The sequence below is a fragment of the Megasphaera sp. genome, assembly GCF_047831605.1.
Taxonomy (GTDB): Bacteria; Bacillota; Negativicutes; order Veillonellales; family Megasphaeraceae; genus Megasphaera; species Megasphaera intestinihominis.
Genome location: NZ_CP181255.1, coordinates 78,578 through 96,562 on the forward strand (window position 1 = coordinate 78,578; position 17,985 = coordinate 96,562).

Below are 17,985 nucleotides of genomic sequence, written 5' to 3' on the forward strand. Positions count from 1 at the left end.
CCGTTGCACGAAGGCTTTTGCCATCATGCACGGTTCCTTTTGCTTTATAGTTTGTAGTATGGAGTTTGTAGAAAATGGCTTCAAATTTAAAAACACCCACTAAAAACTACAAACTACAAACTTCGAACTTCTGTTGTATGAGATTGGGAGGCGGGGATATGGCTGAGAAAAGGCCTTTGGTTTTCAATGTGCAGAAATTTTCCGTCCACGACGGGCCGGGGATACGAACGACGATTTTCTTCAAAGGCTGTCCCTTGGCCTGCCCATGGTGCCATAATCCGGAGAGTCAGCGCTTCGAGGTTGAGAGAATGGAGCGTAGCGATGGGGGACAGGATGAGGTCGGGACCTATTATTCCGTAGCAGAACTCGTCCGCCAGGCCGTGCAGGACCAGATTTTCTATGAACGTTCTGGCGGCGGCGTCACCTTGTCGGGCGGTGAAGTCCTGGCCCAGCCCATGGGGTATATCGCCGAGCTCGTCCGGGCCCTGGCTGAAAAAGGCATTTCCGTCGGCATCGACACCAGCGGCGCTGTTCCCTTTACGGCTTTTGAACCGGTCCTGCCTTATACGGACTTCTTCCTTTACGACATGAAGCTCTTTGACGCCGAACGCCACCGACAATATATGGGCCAGGGCAATAGGCAGATACTGGAGAACATGAAGCGCCTCAGCGACGCCGGCGCCGGCCTCTATCTGCGGCTCATCATGGTCGACGGCGTCAATACCGACGGGGACCGGGATATCCGGCCCTTCCAGGACTGGCTCCAGGCGCAGCAGATACGCGTGGAAAGAATCCATCTCCTGCCGTACCATGAGCTGGGACGCCATAAATATGAGGCCCTGCATCGGACGTTCCAGCCGTTCCATGCCCCGTCAGGGCAGGCCTTGGAAGCCATCCGGCAATCTTTTGCTGTACTCGGTTATGATACCGTCATCGGCGGTTAGATAGGAGGGAATTCACATGGCAACAGCTTTGAAAGAACAGAAATTCGTGGAAGGTATCCGGGGATGTACGGACCGTATCCGCCGGCTGCGGGAAGAAAGCGTTCACGGCGCCGTCCCGACGATTTCCATGGAACGGGCCGTGCTGCTGACCGAAGCGTACCAGCAGTACGAAGGGACTTGTTCCATTCCCGTCCTGCGGGGCAAAGCCTTTTACTATCTCATGGCCCATCGGACCCTCTATCTAGGACGGGGCTCGCTCATCGTCGGCGAAAAGGGGCCGAAACCCTGGGCGGCACCGACCTTTCCGGAACTGTGCTGCCATACCCTGGAAGACTTCGACACCCTGAACAGCCGCGAACGGGTCTTCTTCAGAGTGACCGACGAAGATAAGCGCATCCAGCGGGACGTCATCATCCCATACTGGAAGGACCGGGCCATGCTGACCAAGATGAACGGCCTGCTGCCCCGGGCATGGCAGAAATTATTTGCTGCCGGTATGTTCACGGAATTCCTGCAGCAGCGCGGTCCGGGCCATACCGTGGCCGATGGCAAGATATACTGGAAGGGCTATGGCGATTTCCTGCGGGACATCCAGGAACGCCTGGCCAGCCTCGATTTCAATAACGATATGGATGCCCTGGAAAAACGGGACGAATGGGAAGGCATGGCCTGGGTCTGCCGGGGCATGATCCTCTTAGGGAAACGCTATGCCGCCCTGGCCCGGGACATGGCGGCGAAAGAAAAAGACCCGGCCTGGCGCCGGGACCTGCTGGATATCGCCGCCGTCTGCGACGTCGTCCCGGAACACCGGCCACAGACGTTCCGCCAGGCCATCCAGATGTACTGGTTCACCCATATCGGCGTGACGACGGAAATGAACAACTGGGATGCCTATTCGCCAGGCAAGTTCGACCAGTATCTGGAACCTTTCTATGACCGGGACCTGGCCGAAGGGCGCCTGACCCGGGACGATGCCAAGGAGCTCCTGGAAGCGCTGTGGATCCAGTTCAATAACCAGCCGGCACCGCCGAAAGTGGGTATTACCCTCAAGGAAAGCGCGACGTATACCGATTTCTGCAACATCAATACCGGCGCCCTGCGGTCCGACGGGACCTGTGGCGTCAGCGATGTAAGCTATCTCATCCTGGAAGTCATGGACGACATGCGCCTCCTCCAGCCGAGCTCCAACGTTCAGATTTCCCAGAAGACGCCGGAACGCTTCCTGCGGAAGGCTCTGGAAATCTCCCGCAAGGGCTGGGGCCAGCCGGCGTTCTATAACAGCGAAGCCATCGTCCAGGAACTGATGTATCTGGGCAAATCCCTCGATGATGCCCGGGCCTGCGGCATTGCCAGCGGCTGCGTCGAAGCCGGGACGGCCGGGAAAGAAGCCTATGTCCTGACGGGCTATCTCAATATCCCCAAGGTCCTGGAACTGGCCCTGCATCGCGGCTATGATGCCTATACCGGGGAAAAGGCAGGTATCGACGTCGGCGACCCGTTGCAGTTTGCGTCATATGACGATGTATGGCAGGCTTTCCTGAAAGAACTGAAATACGTCGTCGATGTCAAAGTGGTCGGCAATAACCTCATCGAACGGCTCTATATGCAGTACATGCCCGTGCCGCTGCTGTCAGTCATCACCGACGACTGCATTGCCAATGGGAAGGACTACAATGCCGGCGGCGCCCGCTATAACACGAGTTATATCCAGTGTGTCGGCATTGCGACCATTACAGATTCCCTGGCCGTGCTGAAACAGCAGGTCTTTGAACAGCGGCGGTTCACCATGGAAGACATCATCACCGCCTGCGACCGGGACTTCGACGGCGACGATGCCTTGCTCGACGTCGTCCTCCATCATACGCCGAAGTACGGCAACGATGATGACTACGCCGACGCTATCCTCCACGACGTCGACCGGGCTCTGCAAGCAACTATTGCCGGCAGGCCGACGCCGAAAGGCTCGAAGACGGTCGTCGAATTCCTGCCGACGACGTGTCACGTCTACTTTGGCCAGGTCATGGGCGCCAGCCCTAACGGCCGCCGGGCCCATGTGCCCCTGCCCGATGGTATTTCGCCGGAAAAGGGCGCTGATACCCACGGACCGACGGCGGTCATCAAGTCCTGTGCCAAACTGGAACAGCTCAAGACTGGCGGCGCTCTGCTCAATCAGAAATTCACGCCGTCCGTCGTCGCCGGCCCGAAAGGCCTGGCTTGCCTGGCTGCCCTGGTCCGGTCGTACTTCACCATGGACGGCCATCACATCCAGTTCAACGTCGTCGACAGGGAAACCCTCCTCGATGCCCAGCGCCACCCGGAACAATACGAAAACCTCATCGTCCGCGTCGCCGGCTACAGCGATTACTTCAACAACCTGGACAAAGCCCTGCAGGACGAAATCATCAACCGCACTGAACAGAGCTTTGGGGCGTAAAAAAGACCGTGCATAATGGTTTCTGCCATCATGCACGGTTTCTTTTTTTTGTTTTAAATTGTTGTAAATTTTTTTCATTGTAGGGGCTCGCACGTGGCGACCCCTACAGTGCCAAAAGCGAGTTCACAAGATTCGCGGCGGGCCTTAGAGCCACGAGCCACGAACTACTTGTCGAAGGCTTTCCCAGTGAGCATTTCGTAGGCTTCTTTGTATTTGGCAATGGTCTTGTCGATGACGTCCTGGGGCAGGAGGTAGTCGCTGTCCGGGTTGGCTTTGAGCCAGTCACGGACGAACTGTTTGTCATACGACGGCTGGCTCTGGCCGGCTTTGTAGCCTTCGAGGGGCCAGAAGCGGGAGCTGTCCGGCGTGAGCATTTCGTCGCCCAAGACGATATTGCCTTTGTCATCGAGGCCGAATTCAAACTTCGTATCGGCAATGATGATGCCTTTGGAGAGGGCGTATTCAGCACATTTTTTATACAGGGCCAAGGTGTAATCGCGGATTTTTTCAGCGTATTCCTTGCCTTTTCCCGGGAAGGTCTTGTCGATGAAAGCAGCGCCTTCTTCGAGAGAGACGTTTTCATCATGGTCGCCGAGTTCGGCTTTCGTGCTCGGTGTGAAGATCGGTTCCGGGAGTTTTTCTGATTCTTTGAGACCTGCCGGCAGTTTGATGCCGCAAACGGTGCCATTCTTCTGATAGCTTTCCCAGCCGCTGCCAGTGATGTAGCCACGGACGATACATTCCATGGGAATCATAGTCAGTTTCTGGCATTTCATGCTGTTGCCGATGAACTGTTCCTGCTGGAAGAATTCCGGCATGTCAGCGTTGTCGACGGAAATCATGTGGTTCGGGATGATATCCGACGTCATATCGAACCAAAACTTGGACATCTGCGTGAGGATGGCGCCCTTTTTGGTGATTTTGTTCTTGAGGATGTGGTCGAAAGCGGAGATGCGGTCCGTTGCGACCATGATAATGCTGTCACCTGCGTCATAGACTTCGCGTACTTTACCGGATTTAAAAGGGGTGTATTCTTTCATCTTGTCTGGCCTCCATGATTCAGAACTTATTTTATTATGGTAGAACAGTATTATCATAGCATATTTTGGGGAAAGAAAAAAGGCTTTGTCATCAAAGGACAAAACCTTTTTTCGTGGCTCGTAGGGGACGCCCAGAGGGCGTCCCGCAAATCATGTGTGATGTGTATATAATAACTCTTCTGGACGGGCGCCCCACGTGGTCGCCCCTACAATGCGGTTTGTGAGGCCACGTGGTCGTGCTTACGATACGGTCGCGGTCCGGCTTACTGCAGATAATAAGTCAGGCTGACGCTTTGGCTGAGGGTGTTGGTGCCGGCTTCGACTGGTGTCGAGTCGGCTTCCATCTTGTTGACGGCCCGCAGGCTCATGGCAGCGCCGTAGACGCGGCTGTACGACGGGCTCGTACCGGAAATGTTGATTTCCTTGACGGCACCGAGCTGGCTGCCAGCGGCTTCAGCTGCGGCCTGGGCAGCGCGCTGACCGTTGTGGACGGCTTCTTTGATCAGGTTTTCCTTGATCTGGTCGGCGTGTTCATTGGTAAAACGGACGTTGTTGATCTGGTTGGCACCGAGGCTGCCGGCCTTGTTGATGACCTGCGATACCATAGTGAGGTCGGTCAGTTTGACTTCCAGGCTGTTGGTCACCGTATACGACGTGACTTTCTGGCCCTTCATGTCATAGTTCGGTGACATATAGAAGCCCGTGGTCTTCATGTTTTCCGCTGGGATACCCATGGCCTTCAAGGCATTCGTGACCTGGTTCATGGCCAGATTATTCTTGGTCCGGGCCTGCTGGGCATCGGCGTCGGTACTGGTTGTGCCGATAGTGACATAAGCCGTATCCGGGGCGACTTCTTGCTGGGCATAGCCCGTGACGGTAACGACAGACGGTTCCGGACCAGCTGCCAGGGCCTGGGGCGCAGCCAGGACCAGGGACGATGCCAGCATAGCGGCGACGACAAGGCCTTTCAAGGGTTTATATTTCATAAGTTAAGACCTCCTTTTTAAGATATTCCTATTATACCACGGCAGGGGGATGTACGTCTATGTGGGATAAAATGGCGAAATTGTCTATGATAAATGTTACGAAAGTGTTGCATTTTTTTTCGCGGCGTACTATAATAGCCACAGATACATAGAAAAAGCTAGGGGAGCCTTCGGGCTGAGAAAAGTGACGGATTACACTTGACCCTTTACCTGATGCGGGTAATGCCGCCGTAGGGAAGCTTTACGGGATTATAAAGCTCACCTGCGGAGGACCGCCAGGCGAGCTTTTTTTATTGCATTAAGGATTATTTTTATATAGGAAGGATGTTTGTAATGGATTACACAACACAGATGGACGCTGCCCGCAAAGGCATCGTCACGCCGCAGATGAAGATTGTCGCTGAAAAGGAACACATGCCCGTTGAAAAACTCATGGCCCTCGTCGCCAGCGGGAAAGTCGCCATTCCGGCCAACAAAGTCCATACCAGCCTGTCGCCGGAAGCTGTCGGCCAGGACTGCCGCACGAAAATCAATGTCAACCTCGGCGTTTCTCCGGAACACAACAACCACGAAGAAGAACTGCAGAAAGTCCAGAATGCCATCGACATGAAAGCAGAAGCTATCATGGACTTGTCCAATTTCGGCAAGACCCGTGACTTCCGCCGCAAACTGGTCAAGATGTCTACGGCCATGATCGGCACGGTCCCCATGTACGATGCGGTCGGCATGCTGGAAAAAGACTTGAAAGACATTACCGTCGATGAATTCTTCTCCGTCGTCGAACAGCACGCAGAAGATGGCGTCGACTTCATGACCATCCACTGCGGCATGAACCGCAAGACGGCACAGCGCATCAAAGACAACCCGCGCCTGACCAACGTCGTTTCCCGCGGCGGTTCGCTGCTCTTCGCCTGGATGGAAATGAACAACCAGGAAAACCCGTTCTACGAATATTATGACCGTCTCCTCGACATCTGTGAAAAATACGACGTCACCCTCAGCCTCGGCGATGCCTGCCGTCCAGGCTGTACCCATGACGCTACCGACGCCGCTCAGATCGAAGAACTCATCACCTTGGGCGAATTGACCAAACGCGCCTGGGCCCACAACGTCCAGGTCATGATCGAAGGCCCGGGCCACATGGTCCTCAACGAAATCGCAGCCAACATGAAGATTGAAAAACGCCTGTGCCACGGCGCTCCGTTCTACGTCCTCGGGCCCTTGGTCACGGACATCGCACCGGGCTATGACCACATCACCAGCGCCATCGGTGGTGCCATCGCCGCTTCCTGCGGTGCCGACTTCCTCTGCTATGTCACACCGGCTGAACACCTGCGCCTGCCGACCGTCGACGACGTCAAGGAAGGCATCATCGCTGCCCGCATCGCAGCCCACGCTGCCGACTTGGTCAAGGGCATCCCAGGCGCTCAGGAATGGGATGACGCCATGAGCAAAGCCCGCGTCGACGTCGACTTCGACAAGATGATTTCCCTGTCCATCGACCCGGAAAAAGCCCGCAGCTATTACGAATCGAGTAAACCGGAATGTGAAGGCACCTGCACCATGTGTGGTAAGATGTGCCCGGCCCGTACGATGAAACGCATCCTCGCCGGCGAAGACGTCTCCATCCGCTAGGCTCCAACCTAAATTTACCTCATAGATACTGAAAAAGGCCCGTCGCCAGATGACGGGCCTTTTTCAGGTACAGACCGCCGACCTGTAGTAGGGGCTTCCACGTGGGAAGCCCGCTAGAGAGATTTGACCACAGCCTATACAGTTTTGATGGTATATTTTTACGAATCACGAACGACGGCCTTTTCCACGAGCCGAGGGTCACTCGAGGTGATGTTGTTACGCTGAATCTGTTGCCGCGCAGCGGCATCTGAGCCCGAGGTGGCCTGCGAACGGCGGCCTGCGGGGCCGTCAGGCCCCAACCGCGATGAACGACGAACGACCTACGATGAACGGTTTTATGCCCCGTCGTCAGGCCTCAGGATTTGTCAAAGCATCTATGAACTGGCGGGCTATGCTGGACAGGTAGCGGTGTTTGGGTGTGATGACGGCCAGTTGGGTGCGCAGGCGCGGTTCGTCGATGGCTTTGGTCTGGAGCTGGGGCAGGCGGGCCGGCGAGATGGCCGATGCCGGGACGACGGCGTAGCCCAGGCCGGTTTCGGCCCAGAGCAGGGTCGTCCGGGCGTCGTCATTGCGGCAGAGGAGGTTCGGCGTGAGGTTGTGGGCTTTGCAGACGTCGTGGAAGAGCTGGTCGAAGCGGCGGTAGAGGATGAGCGGCAGGCCTTGCAGTTGTTCTATGGTCAGGGTCGGCTGGCCCGGGCTGGGGTCGGCCAGGGTATCGGCATAGGCCAGGACCATCGGTTCTTCAGGCAGCAAGGTGCAGTCGAAGGCGTCCTGCTTGAAGGGCGTGCGGACGATGCCGATTTCGATGAGACCTTTGCCCAGCATGTCCAGGACGCGGAAGGTGTTGCCGTCATAGATTTCAAAGCGGATGCCCCGATGACTGGCGTGGAATTGGCGGAGCGCTGGCCGGAGAATGACGCTGCCCGACGAGGACACGGTCCCGATGGACAAGGTGCCGCGCAGACCATTCTTGAAATCGGCGATTTCCCGTCGTGTCGAGTCGGTGAGGGTAAGAATCTGACGGGCCCGGCGGTAGAGGATTTCGCCCGCGTCGGTCAAGGTCACGCTGCGCGGTTCCCGCTGCAGGAGCTGGACGCCCAGTTCTTCTTCCAGAGCTTTCATCTGCTGGCTCAACGGTGGCTGAGCCATGTGCAGGCGACGGGCTGCCGCCGTAATCTGACCTTCTTCGGCGATGACCATGAAGTACGTAAGTTGACGGATATCCATATCGATGCCTCCTTGACATATAATTTACGTATATTATATCAATCATACAAATATTTTCAATATAGTAAAGGCCGTGTTATACTAAGACCATAGACAAGATGATCGTCAAGAAAGGATGATAGATGATGAACGATATTGTGACACCGAAACGGGACGCCCATTTTTTTTGGACCCTGTTCAAATCGACTTTTTTAATCAGCGCCTTCACCGTAGGCGGCGGCTTCGTCATTATTCCTCTTTTGAAAGGGAAATACGTCGATGAATATCACTGGATCAGCGATAAGGATACCCTCGATATGGTGGCCATCGCCCAGTCCATGCCTGGCGTCATTGCGGTCAACAGTGCGGTCATCCTCGGCTACCGCATGGCCGGGGTCCTGGGGACGCTGGTCGCCCTGGTCGCGACGGTGCTGCCCTGCCTGATTACGCTGTCGATTATTTCTTACTGCTATGATTTCTTTATCCAGAATCTCTATATCAAGATGATCCTCCGCGGTATGCAGTGCGGGGCGACGGCGCTTATCGTCAATGTCGGCATCGACCTCCTCATCAAACAGGGAAAAAAGAAGCTCCTCCTGCCGCTGGCTATCATCGTAGCGACGTTTATTGCTAACTTATGCTTTGATGTCAATATCATGGCGCTCATCGTCATCGACGGCATCATTGGCTTTGCCTTCATGCGCGACAAGAAGTACGATTAAGGGGAGGGACTTATCATGATATATTTATTGCTTTTTTGGGAATTCTGTAAAGTCGGGGCTTTCTGCGTCGGCGGCGGCTATGCGTCTATGCCGCTGATTCAGGCCAGTGTCGTCGATACCTTCCATTGGCTCTCGATGAGCGAATTTGTCGATATATTCACCATTTCTCAGATGACTCCGGGGCCGATCGGCATCAATGCCGCGACCTTCGTCGGCACCAAAATCGCCGGATTAGGCGGAGCTGTGGCTGCCACCCTGGGCTTCGTCACGCCGTCGTTTTTCTTGGGGATTCTGTTAGCACGCGTCTTCCTCAAGTACGGTGATATCGGTCCTATCCGGGGCATCCTCAACGGCCTGCGGCCGGCAGTCGTCGCCCTTATCTGCGTCGCCAGTCTGAGTTTCATCCTCCTGGCCTTGTGGAATACGGAGACCTGGCCTGATGACTGGTCGGCTTTCAGCCTTGGCGGCTTGGTCATCCTCTTCTTGGCTATTGCAGCGACGCGGCGCAAAATCGGCGTCATCAAGGTCCTCATCGGATCCGGCGTCTTAGGCCTCCTCTTAGGCATAGCCGGCCTCATCTAACTTCGATATATTGGGAGTCCAGGCTCTGGAGGAAGCGGCTCGGCGCATAGCGCTGATTGCCGATTCCCTGGTGCCAGCTCAGATACAGCCTCTTTTTGGCCCGCGTAATGGCGACATAAAAGAGGCGTTTTTCTTCTTCGATATTGCCTTTCTTTACGGACCAGAAGGTCGGGAAGACCCGGTCTTCCAGGCTGGCCAGGAAGACGTAGTCGAATTCCAGTCCCTTGGCCTGATGGATGGTGATGATCGGGATTTTCGGGTCCCTGGCCAGCATGCTGTCCAGTTCGCTGTTGGACAGGGCTGTCAGCTTGAGAAATTCCGCCAGGGCGTCGCGGGGGTCCTGGGCCGGGTCGTCCGTTTCCTTGGCGATGCGGTAGAGTTTGCGGACGTTTTCCAGGCGGTCGATGTGATGGGCCGCATCGCTGGCATCACGATGGCTCTCGTACCAGGCCTTGACACCGCCTTCGTTCATGACGGCGGCGATGATGGCTATGGGCCGGTCCTGGTAAGATTGGCGGCGGAAACGGGCCATGTCGCGGCTGAAGGGAGCGAAGAGGGGCAGGTACATGGCCAGGGAAGCGCGGCGGGCTGCCGTGGCCGGAGCTATCTTTTCTTTTACGGCGTAGCACAGGAGACCGGCCGTGGCCAGGATGTCGTCGAAGGCGTCGTGCGACGGCTGATGGTCGATGGGGAAGGTTTCGCTCAGCGTAGCCAGTTTATGGTTGATAAGATTGGGATAGAAGCGGCGGTATATGTCCAGCGTGTCGTAATAGGGGAAGTCACCGCTTTCGGTCATGCCCAGGCGCTGGAGCTCGCTGTGCAGGATGGACAGGTCATACGTGACGTTGTGGCCGACGATGACGGCGTCTCTGGCAAAGTCCAGGAAGGTTGCCAGGGCTTCTTTCGGATCCCGGCCATCGGCGGCTAACTGGTCGTCGCTGATGTGATGGACGTAGAATGAGGTACCGACAGAACGGCTGGCGTGGACGTAGGTGTTGAACGTGTCTGTGACCTGGCCGGCGGCATTGAGGCGGACTGCGGCAATCTGGATGATTTCGTCTGTCGTCGTGTCGGTCCCCGTGCTTTCGACGTCGAAGACGACGATGCGGCCTTCTTCCAGGGCCGTCAGCAGGAGGCCGTAAGGGTCGCCCGTTTCCTGGGAAATGGGGTCGATGAAGTCGCAGAGCCGCAGGCCCAGGCGGCGGTAGGATTCGCTTTCGATGGTTTCGATGGTCCGCCGGCCGATGCGGGGGACGAAGCGCAGGAGGATGCGTTTCAGGCTGAGGTTGTCGTGCTTGTTCAGGAGCAGCCGCAGGTAGGCCAGGACGTCTTTACATTCCTGGCGCTTGAACAGGTGGAACTGGTCGATGCAGGTGACGGGCAGACGGGATGCTGGTGGATAGTGGAGATTATGGGCCGTAATACCTGTCCACAGCTGCTGGGCCTGGCGGTTGCCGCGGACGAGGATGCAGGCCTTGAGGCGCTCTTCAGGCGGCAGCTGGCTCAGTTCCTGGAAAATCCAGCGGCTTTCGTCGAGAAAGGTATCGGCCTGGTGGACGACGATGGGCTCGCCTGGGACGGCGGCTGCGGCCTGGCCCGGCTGGGGGTAGATGTGGTGGACCGTCACCTGGCCGAAGAGGTGATTCAGGCAGCTTTCGGCGGCCTTCAGGAGGAGCTGCGTAGCCCGGTAGTTGGTCGTAAAGGTGATTTCCCGGGGATGGTAGGTCTTGCGGAATTGTTCCAGAATATATTCCGGATAAGAACCGCGCCATTCGTAAATGGTCTGGAAGTAATCGCCGCAGAGGAGGACGTTGCGCCCCGGGAAGAGGCGGCTGATGACGGCGTATTCGACTTCGCTCGTGTCCTGCATTTCGTCGACGGCGATGAAGCGGAAGCGGTCCCGCCAGCGCTGGCAGCAGGCATCGTCAGTGAGGAAGTCGTAGGCGCCGGTGATGAGGTCCGTGAAGTCGACGGCGTGGTTGTCGGTCAGGACGGCATCGTATTGCTGGACCAGGGTGTCGCCATGGTCGCTGAGCCAGGCCTGGAGGGCTTCTTTGGGTGCCGTGAAATCGTGGAGGTCCGGGATGACGCGCTGTTTCTTCCTGAATTCGATGAAGTTCTGCAGGGCCTGGGTGTCGTTGCCCGGGGCTGACGCCGCCGCAGGCAGGCTGTCGATGATCTGCCGGCAGTCTTCGTCGTCGTAGAGCAGGAAGTCGTTGTAACGGTCGCTCTGGCGCTTCGTTTCTTCTTTGATGAGGCTGTAACAGAAACTGTGGATTGTCTTGACGACGACAGCCAGGCCCTTTTCGCGGGCCGTGGCGATGATGCGGTTCTTCAGTTCTTTGCAGGCCCGGTTGGTGAAGGTCAGGCAGAGTATCTGCGAGCCTTCGGCGGCGCCTGTTTCCAGTATGTGGGCGACCCGGCAGGCCAGGACGCGGGTCTTGCCCGTGCCGGCTGGCGCGTTGAGCAGGATCGGCTGCGACAGGTCGCTGACGACTTGCTGCTGCTGGTCATTTAATTCCATAATCTATCCCTCCGTGTCGGTCATTTTCCTCCATTGTAACATAGTCGGCGCTATCCGTGTACAAACTGCGATAGAACGGGTGATTTTCATTGACAGTCCCGGAGGTTTTTGATAGAATCAAAGTGTATTTGATAATCTTTCAATCAATAAGGAGATGCACTATGACAAGACGTTTATGGACAGGTTCTTTGCCGTTTGTAAACAGTCTCCGTGTGTCTAACTGAAAAAAGCCCAAAGGTGACGTGTGTCACTTTTGGGTTTTGTTTTTCCTAAGGAGGGGTCTCTGTTGAAGGTCGGTTTGATCATGGGAAGCGATTCTGATTTTCCCGTTATGAAAAAAGCGATTGCTATTTTTAAAGAATTTGGTGTTGAATATGAAGTCTTGTTAGCGTCGGCCCACCGCACGCCGGCTGCTGTCCGGGAATTCGTTTCGACAGCCGAAGAACGGGGCATCAGTGCCTTTGTCGTCGGTGCCGGTATGGCAGCTCATCTGCCCGGTGTCGTCGCCAGCTATACGACGCTGCCTGTCATCGGCGTCCCCTTGGAAAGCGGCAGCCTCCAGGGCATGGATGCCCTGCTGGCCATCGTCCAGATGCCGTCGGGCATCCCCGTTGCCACCGTCGCCATCAACGGTGCCAAGAACGGAGCGCTCCTGGCCGTACAGATCGGCGCTGCCAGCGATGCCGGATTAGCCAAGAAATACAAGGCCTATCGCGAAAACATGGCTAAGGAAGTCATGGAAAAGAACCAGAAGTTGCAAGAAGCCGTAAAGTCCCTCTAAGGGCAGATACAGACTATTTTTCGTTATAACAGGAGGTTTAATTCATGTTTTACGATCCGATTTGGGATAAGCAGCATGAAGAATGTGGTGTCTTAGGTATTTACGATAAACACCTCGATATTCCCCGCTATATTTACTGGGGGTTGTTCGCATTACAGCATCGTGGCCAGGAAAGCGGCGGCATCGCCCTGACTGACGGCCAGGATATCCATACGTTCCGCGGCATGGGCCTCATCAGCACGGTCTTCGCCAACGGCGTACCTGAAGAAGAAGGCGGCCCCGTCGGCATCGGCCATGTCCGCTATTCGACGACAGGTTCCAATAATCCCCGCAATATCCAGCCCCTGGCCGTATACACGCCTATGGGACAGCTGGCACTGGCTCATAACGGCAACCTGACCAACACCCGGACCCTGCGGGAAGAACTGGACCGCGGCGGCGCGACCTTCCAGACGACCATGGACAGTGAAATCATCGTCAATCTCATCAGCCGCAGCCAGAAAGACACCATCGAAGAACGCATCATGGAAAGCATGAACCGCATCCAGGGGGCGTACTCACTGGTACTCATGACGAAAGATACGCTCTATGGCGTCCGCGACCCCTATGGCTTCCGCCCGCTGTGCATCGGCCGTACCGATGAAGGCGGCTGGGTCTTGGCTTCGGAAACGTGTGCCCTCGACGCCATCGGCGCCAAGTTCGTCCGCGACGTACAGCCCGGCGAATTCGTCCAGATCAATGAAAAGGGCGTCAAATCGACGATCTTTGCCAAGGCACCGCGCAAGCAGGTCTGTTCCTTTGAATACATTTATTTCGCCCGTCCGGACAGCGTCATCGACGGCCAGGACGTCTACCAGGCCCGCCTGAACATGGGCCGGGAAATGTGGAACGAAACGCAGTATGATGCGGACATCGTCATTTCCGTCCCGGACAGCGGCAACACGGCAGCTATCGGCTACGCCCAGGCTTCGGGCATCCCCTTCAAGCACGGCCTCATCAAGAACCGTTACATGGGCCGTACCTTTATCAAGCCGAACCAGAAACAGCGCGAACTGGCTGTCCGCATGAAGCTGAATGTCGTCAAGTCCGTCGTCAAGGGCAAGCGCATCGTCATGGTCGACGATTCCATCGTCCGCGGCACGACGAGCGGCATCATCTGCAAGCTCCTGCGCGAAGCCGGCGCCAAGGAAGTCTACATGTGCGTATCGGCACCGCCTATCAAGTATCCCTGCTTCTACGGCATCGACACGTCGGTCCGCAAGGAACTCATCGCTTCGACGTTCAGTGTCGAACAGATCCAGAAATACATCGGCGTGGACAAACTCCATTTCATTTCCATCGACGGTCTCAACCGGGCTGTCGAACATATCCCCAAGGAAGATATGTGCTTAGCTTGCTTCAATAACGACTATCCTACGGACACTCCGCAGGCCAATGAGGAAGGAGAAAAATATGCTCTCGAACACAAATAAAGGATTGACTTATGCTGATGCCGGCGTCGACATCGATGCTGGCAACAAAGCCGTAGAATTGATGAAAGATTCGGTCAAAGCCACGTACCGTCCGGAAGTCCTCGGCGACCTCGGCGGTTTTGGCGGTCTCTTTTCCCTGATGAACAGCGACATCAAGAAACCGATCCTGGTCAGCGGTACCGACGGCGTCGGCACGAAGCTGCGCCTGGCCATCATGATGGGCAAACACGATACAGTCGGTCAGGACTGTGTCGCCATGTCCATCAATGACGTCCTCGTCCAGGGTGCTGAACCGCTCTTCTTCCTGGACTACATCGCTGTTGGCAAGCTCGACCCGGTCCAGGTTGCGACCATCGTCAAAGGCGTTGCCCATGCCTGCCAGGAATCGGGCTGCGCTCTCCTCGGCGGTGAAACGGCTGAAATGGCCGGCTTCTATGCCAAAGACGACTATGACCTGGCTGGCTTCGGCGTCGGCATCGTCGACCGCGACAAGGTCATTACCGGCGAAAACATCAAGGCCGGCGACGTCCTCATCGGCCTGCCTTCGACAGGGGTCCACTCCAACGGCTTCTCCCTGGTCCGCAAGATCGTCCTGGAACGGCAGAACATGAAGCTCGACCAGTACGTCGATGAACTGGGCATGACCATCGGTGAATGCCTGCTCACGCCGACCCGCCTCTATCCGCGTCCGTGCCTGCCGATCATCAAGAACTTCACCGTCAAGGGCATGGTCCACATCACTGGCGGCGGTTTCTATGAAAACATCCCCCGCGTCCTGCCGAAAGGCGTCGGCGTCGATATCGACGTCACGTCGTGGCCGCAGCTGCCGATTTTCGGTCTCCTCCAGAAATGGGGCAACGTCGATGCCAAGGAAATGTACCGTACCTTCAACATGGGCATCGGCATGATCATGATTGTCGATGAAAAAGACGCTGACGCCGTCCTCAAGAACCTGGCCGACCGCGATGAAAAGGCCTATGTCATCGGCAAAGTCGTCGATTCCGACGTACCCGTAACCTTGCGGGGAGGCGTATTCCATGACTAAGAAGAAGATGGTCATTTTCGCATCGGGCCGCGGCTCCAACGCCATCGCCCTCCACGATGCCGTCGAAGCCGGCACGATCAATGCGGAAATCAAGGCCCTGGTCTGCGATATCCCGGGCGCACCGGTCATGGACCGCGCTAAGGAATGGGGCGTACCGGTCATTTTGGCCGACCGCAAATCCTTCGACTCGAAAGCGGCCTTTGAAAAATATATCCTCGACGCCATTGAACCGTATCAGGCCGACATCATCTGCCTGGCCGGCTTCATGCGTCTCTTGAGCGGTGACTTCATTTCCCATTATGAACACAAGATGCTCAACATCCATCCGGCCCTGCTGCCGTCGTTCCGCGGCCTCCACGCCCAGCGCCAGGCCGTCGAAGCCGGTGTCAAGATTGCTGGCTGCACGGTCCATTTCGTCGTTCCCGACATGGATGCCGGCCCGATCATCTTGCAGTCAGCCGTACCGGTCTACGAAGACGATACGGAAGACACGCTGGCAGCCCGGATCCTCACCAAGGAACATCCGACTTATGTCAGAGCGGCAGCGCTCTTTTGCGATGATAAATTGACTATCGACGGCAATGTCGTCAAAGGGACTCAGGAATAGGAGGAATTTTTCATGAAAGTAAAACGCGCACTCATTAGTGTATCTGATAAAACGGGCGTCGTCGAACTGGGCAAAGCCCTGGCTGACCTCGGCATTGAAATCATTTCCACGGGCGGCACCATGCGGTCCCTGAAAGAAGCGGGCGTACCGGTCATCGCCGTTCAGGACGTCACGGGCTTCCCGGAAATGATGGACGGCCGCGTCAAGACGCTGAATCCGAAAATCCACGGGGCTATCCTGGCTGTCCGCGATAATCCGGAACACGTCAAAGCCATGAAAGAACACGGCATCAAACCGATCGACCTGGTCGTCGTCAACCTCTATCCGTTTCAGCAGACCATTGCCAAACCGGATGTCACCTTGGCTGAAGCCATTGAAAACATCGACATCGGCGGTCCCTGCATGGTCCGCGCTTCGGCAAAGAATAACAAATACGTCGCCATCGTCACCAACCCGTCCAAATACGGCGAAATCATTTCCATCCTCCAGAAAGACGGCGAATTCTCCGACCAGTACCGCCTGGAACTGGCTCAGGAGGCATTCCATCACACGGCTGTCTATGATACGGCCATTGCCGCATACCTGGCAGAACAGGTTCAGAAGGGGGCCGCAAAATAATGAAAGTAGCAGTCATCGGCGGCGGCGGCCGCGAACATACTTTGGCCTGGAAATTGGCTCAGAGCCCGAGCGTCGATAAGCTCTATGCCATTCCCGGCAGCGCCGCTATGAGTGAAGTCGCCCAGTGCGTCGACATCGCCCTGTCCGATTTGGACGCCATCACGGACTATGCCAAAAACGAAGGCATCGACATGCTCGTCGTCGGCCCGGAAGTCCCCTTGACCGAAGGCATTGCCGACCTGGCCCAGTCCAAAGGCCTGGCTGTCTTTGGCCCGAACAAGGCCGCAGCCCAGATGGAAGGGTCCAAAGTCTTTGCCAAGAACCTCATGAAGAAATACCACGTCCCGACGGCAGCTTACGCCTCCTTTACCGATGGCGAAGCCGCCAAGGCCTATATTAAGGAACAGGGCGCACCGATCGTCGTCAAGGCCGATGGCCTGGCTGCCGGCAAGGGCGTCGTCGTCGCCCAGACGGAAGCAGAAGCCATCGAAGCCGTCAACGCCATGATGGAAGACCACATCTTCGGTGCTTCTGGCGGCCGCATCGTCATTGAAGAATGTATGGTCGGCGAAGAAGCAAGCCTCCTGGCTTTCGTCGATGGCAAGACCATCGTGCCCATGATTTCCGCCCAGGACCACAAGCGTATCTTCGATAACGATGAAGGCCCCAACACGGGCGGCATGGGGGCTTATGCGCCGGCACCGGTCGTCACGCCGGAAATCCGCAAGGAAGTCGAAGAAAAGATTCTGAAACCCGTCGTCGATGGCCTCAAACAGGAAGGCATCACCTACCAGGGCTGCCTCTATGCCGGCCTGATGATCACGGCCGATGGCCCGAAAGTCGTCGAATTCAACTGCCGCTTCGGCGATCCCGAAACGCAGGCCGTCTTGCCGCTCCTCGACGGCGACCTGGCCCAGATCATGTATGCCTGCGCCAAGGGCACGCTGACGGCCGATATGGTCCACTGGAAAGACGCTGCATCCTGCTGCGTCATCATGGCTTCTGCCGGCTATCCCGCTTCGTCCCATAAAGGCGATGTCATCAGCGGCCTCGATGCTGTCGATAAAGAAGATGTCATGGTCTTCCATTCCGGCACGGCCAAGAAAGACGGCCAGTACGTCACCAACGGCGGCCGCGTCCTCGGCGTTACGGCCGTAGCAGGGGACCTCAAGAGCGCCATCGAAAAGGCCTATGCCAACGTCAAACGCATCCACTTCGACGGCCAGCAAGTCCGCAGCGACATCGGCGCCAAAGGATTGAAACACTTGAAATAAAGTTTAGAGTTTGTAGTATGGAGTTTGTAGTTTGTAGATGAGGGCTTTGAAATTAAAAAGGGCTTCACTAAAAACTACAAACTGCAAACTTAAAACTCAAAAGGGGTTGTCGCAC

General features: G+C 56.4%; 15 protein-coding genes and 1 riboswitch. Of the genes, 11 read left to right on the forward strand and 4 right to left on the reverse strand.

Annotated elements, in window-relative coordinates:
• The first annotated feature begins 158 nt into the window (after positions 1-158).
• On the forward strand, positions 159-944 hold the full coding sequence (locus tag ACFWUB_RS00395) for a radical SAM protein (protein ID WP_296820881.1): 786 nt from the start codon (positions 159-161) through the stop codon (positions 942-944).
• Between the two features lie 16 nt (positions 945-960).
• Positions 961-3,378: a trans-4-hydroxy-L-proline dehydratase gene (gene hypD, locus ACFWUB_RS00400; RefSeq protein ID WP_292298878.1), complete on the forward strand. Its 2,418-nt coding sequence runs from the start codon at positions 961-963 to the stop codon at positions 3,376-3,378.
• A gap of 164 nt (positions 3,379-3,542) precedes the next feature.
• Here hypD and ACFWUB_RS00405 read toward each other — a convergent pair whose 3' ends face one another.
• Together ACFWUB_RS00405 and ACFWUB_RS00410 are read right to left on the reverse strand one after the other, a co-directional pair.
• Positions 3,543-4,418 (reverse strand): phosphoribosylaminoimidazolesuccinocarboxamide synthase, encoded by an 876-nt coding sequence (locus tag ACFWUB_RS00405; protein WP_292298879.1) that lies wholly within the window; start codon positions 4,416-4,418, stop codon positions 3,543-3,545.
• A 263-nt stretch (positions 4,419-4,681) separates the two neighbouring features.
• Positions 4,682-5,404, reverse strand: a complete 723-nt coding sequence (locus tag ACFWUB_RS00410) for an SIMPL domain-containing protein (protein WP_292262609.1) — start codon at positions 5,402-5,404, stop codon at positions 4,682-4,684.
• 150 nt (positions 5,405-5,554) lie between these two features.
• Positions 5,555-5,658, forward strand: a riboswitch (TPP riboswitch).
• A 79-nt stretch (positions 5,659-5,737) separates the two neighbouring features.
• Here ACFWUB_RS00410 and thiC point away from each other — a divergent pair.
• Complete coding sequence (thiC, locus tag ACFWUB_RS00415) at positions 5,738-7,039, forward strand: phosphomethylpyrimidine synthase ThiC (RefSeq protein ID WP_020311363.1); 1,302 nt, start codon at positions 5,738-5,740, stop codon at positions 7,037-7,039.
• A 348-nt stretch (positions 7,040-7,387) separates the two neighbouring features.
• Here the strand turns inward: thiC and ACFWUB_RS00420 are convergent, their stop codons facing one another.
• On the reverse strand, positions 7,388-8,266 hold the full coding sequence (locus tag ACFWUB_RS00420) for a LysR family transcriptional regulator (protein ID WP_416183990.1): 879 nt from the start codon (positions 8,264-8,266) through the stop codon (positions 7,388-7,390).
• Between the two features lie 125 nt (positions 8,267-8,391).
• Between ACFWUB_RS00420 and ACFWUB_RS00425 the strand changes: the two genes are divergently transcribed.
• Together ACFWUB_RS00425 and ACFWUB_RS00430 are read left to right on the forward strand one after the other, a co-directional pair.
• Positions 8,392-8,967, forward strand: coding sequence for a chromate transporter (locus ACFWUB_RS00425; RefSeq protein WP_020311361.1), 576 nt, complete (start codon positions 8,392-8,394; stop codon positions 8,965-8,967).
• 15 nt (positions 8,968-8,982) lie between these two features.
• Positions 8,983-9,549, forward strand: coding sequence for a chromate transporter (locus ACFWUB_RS00430; protein WP_020311360.1), 567 nt, complete (start codon positions 8,983-8,985; stop codon positions 9,547-9,549).
• Here ACFWUB_RS00430 and ACFWUB_RS00435 read toward each other — a convergent pair.
• Positions 9,542-12,073, reverse strand: coding sequence for a 3'-5' exonuclease (locus ACFWUB_RS00435; RefSeq protein ID WP_416183991.1), 2,532 nt, complete (start codon positions 12,071-12,073; stop codon positions 9,542-9,544). The genes ACFWUB_RS00430 and ACFWUB_RS00435 overlap by 8 nt on opposite strands.
• Before the next feature lie 286 nt (positions 12,074-12,359).
• Here ACFWUB_RS00435 and purE point away from each other — a divergent pair, with 286 nt between their 5' ends.
• From purE to purD, 6 genes are read left to right on the forward strand one after another with little or no spacing between them, the layout of a single operon-like run.
• Positions 12,360-12,854 carry a 5-(carboxyamino)imidazole ribonucleotide mutase gene (gene purE, locus ACFWUB_RS00440; protein WP_302681185.1) on the forward strand — a complete coding sequence of 165 codons (495 nt, stop codon included), beginning with the start codon at positions 12,360-12,362 and terminating at the stop codon, positions 12,852-12,854.
• A 44-nt stretch (positions 12,855-12,898) separates the two neighbouring features.
• Positions 12,899-14,326: an amidophosphoribosyltransferase gene (gene purF / locus ACFWUB_RS00445; RefSeq protein WP_292260939.1), complete on the forward strand. Its 1,428-nt coding sequence runs from the start codon at positions 12,899-12,901 to the stop codon at positions 14,324-14,326.
• Complete coding sequence (gene purM / locus ACFWUB_RS00450; protein WP_170101555.1) at positions 14,307-15,371, forward strand: phosphoribosylformylglycinamidine cyclo-ligase; 1,065 nt, start codon at positions 14,307-14,309, stop codon at positions 15,369-15,371. Before purF ends, purM begins: the two co-directional genes overlap by 20 nt.
• Positions 15,364-15,978 (forward strand): phosphoribosylglycinamide formyltransferase, encoded by a 615-nt coding sequence (gene purN / locus ACFWUB_RS00455; protein WP_020311355.1) that lies wholly within the window; start codon positions 15,364-15,366, stop codon positions 15,976-15,978. The genes purM and purN overlap by 8 nt, the downstream gene beginning before the upstream one ends.
• Positions 15,979-15,990: 12 nt before the next feature.
• Positions 15,991-16,596: an IMP cyclohydrolase gene (locus tag ACFWUB_RS00460; RefSeq protein WP_302681188.1), complete on the forward strand. Its 606-nt coding sequence runs from the start codon at positions 15,991-15,993 to the stop codon at positions 16,594-16,596.
• Positions 16,596-17,870, forward strand: a complete 1,275-nt coding sequence (gene purD, locus ACFWUB_RS00465) for a phosphoribosylamine--glycine ligase (RefSeq protein WP_292108267.1) — start codon at positions 16,596-16,598, stop codon at positions 17,868-17,870. Before ACFWUB_RS00460 ends, purD begins: the two co-directional genes overlap by 1 nt.
• Positions 17,871-17,985 lie beyond the last annotated feature (115 nt).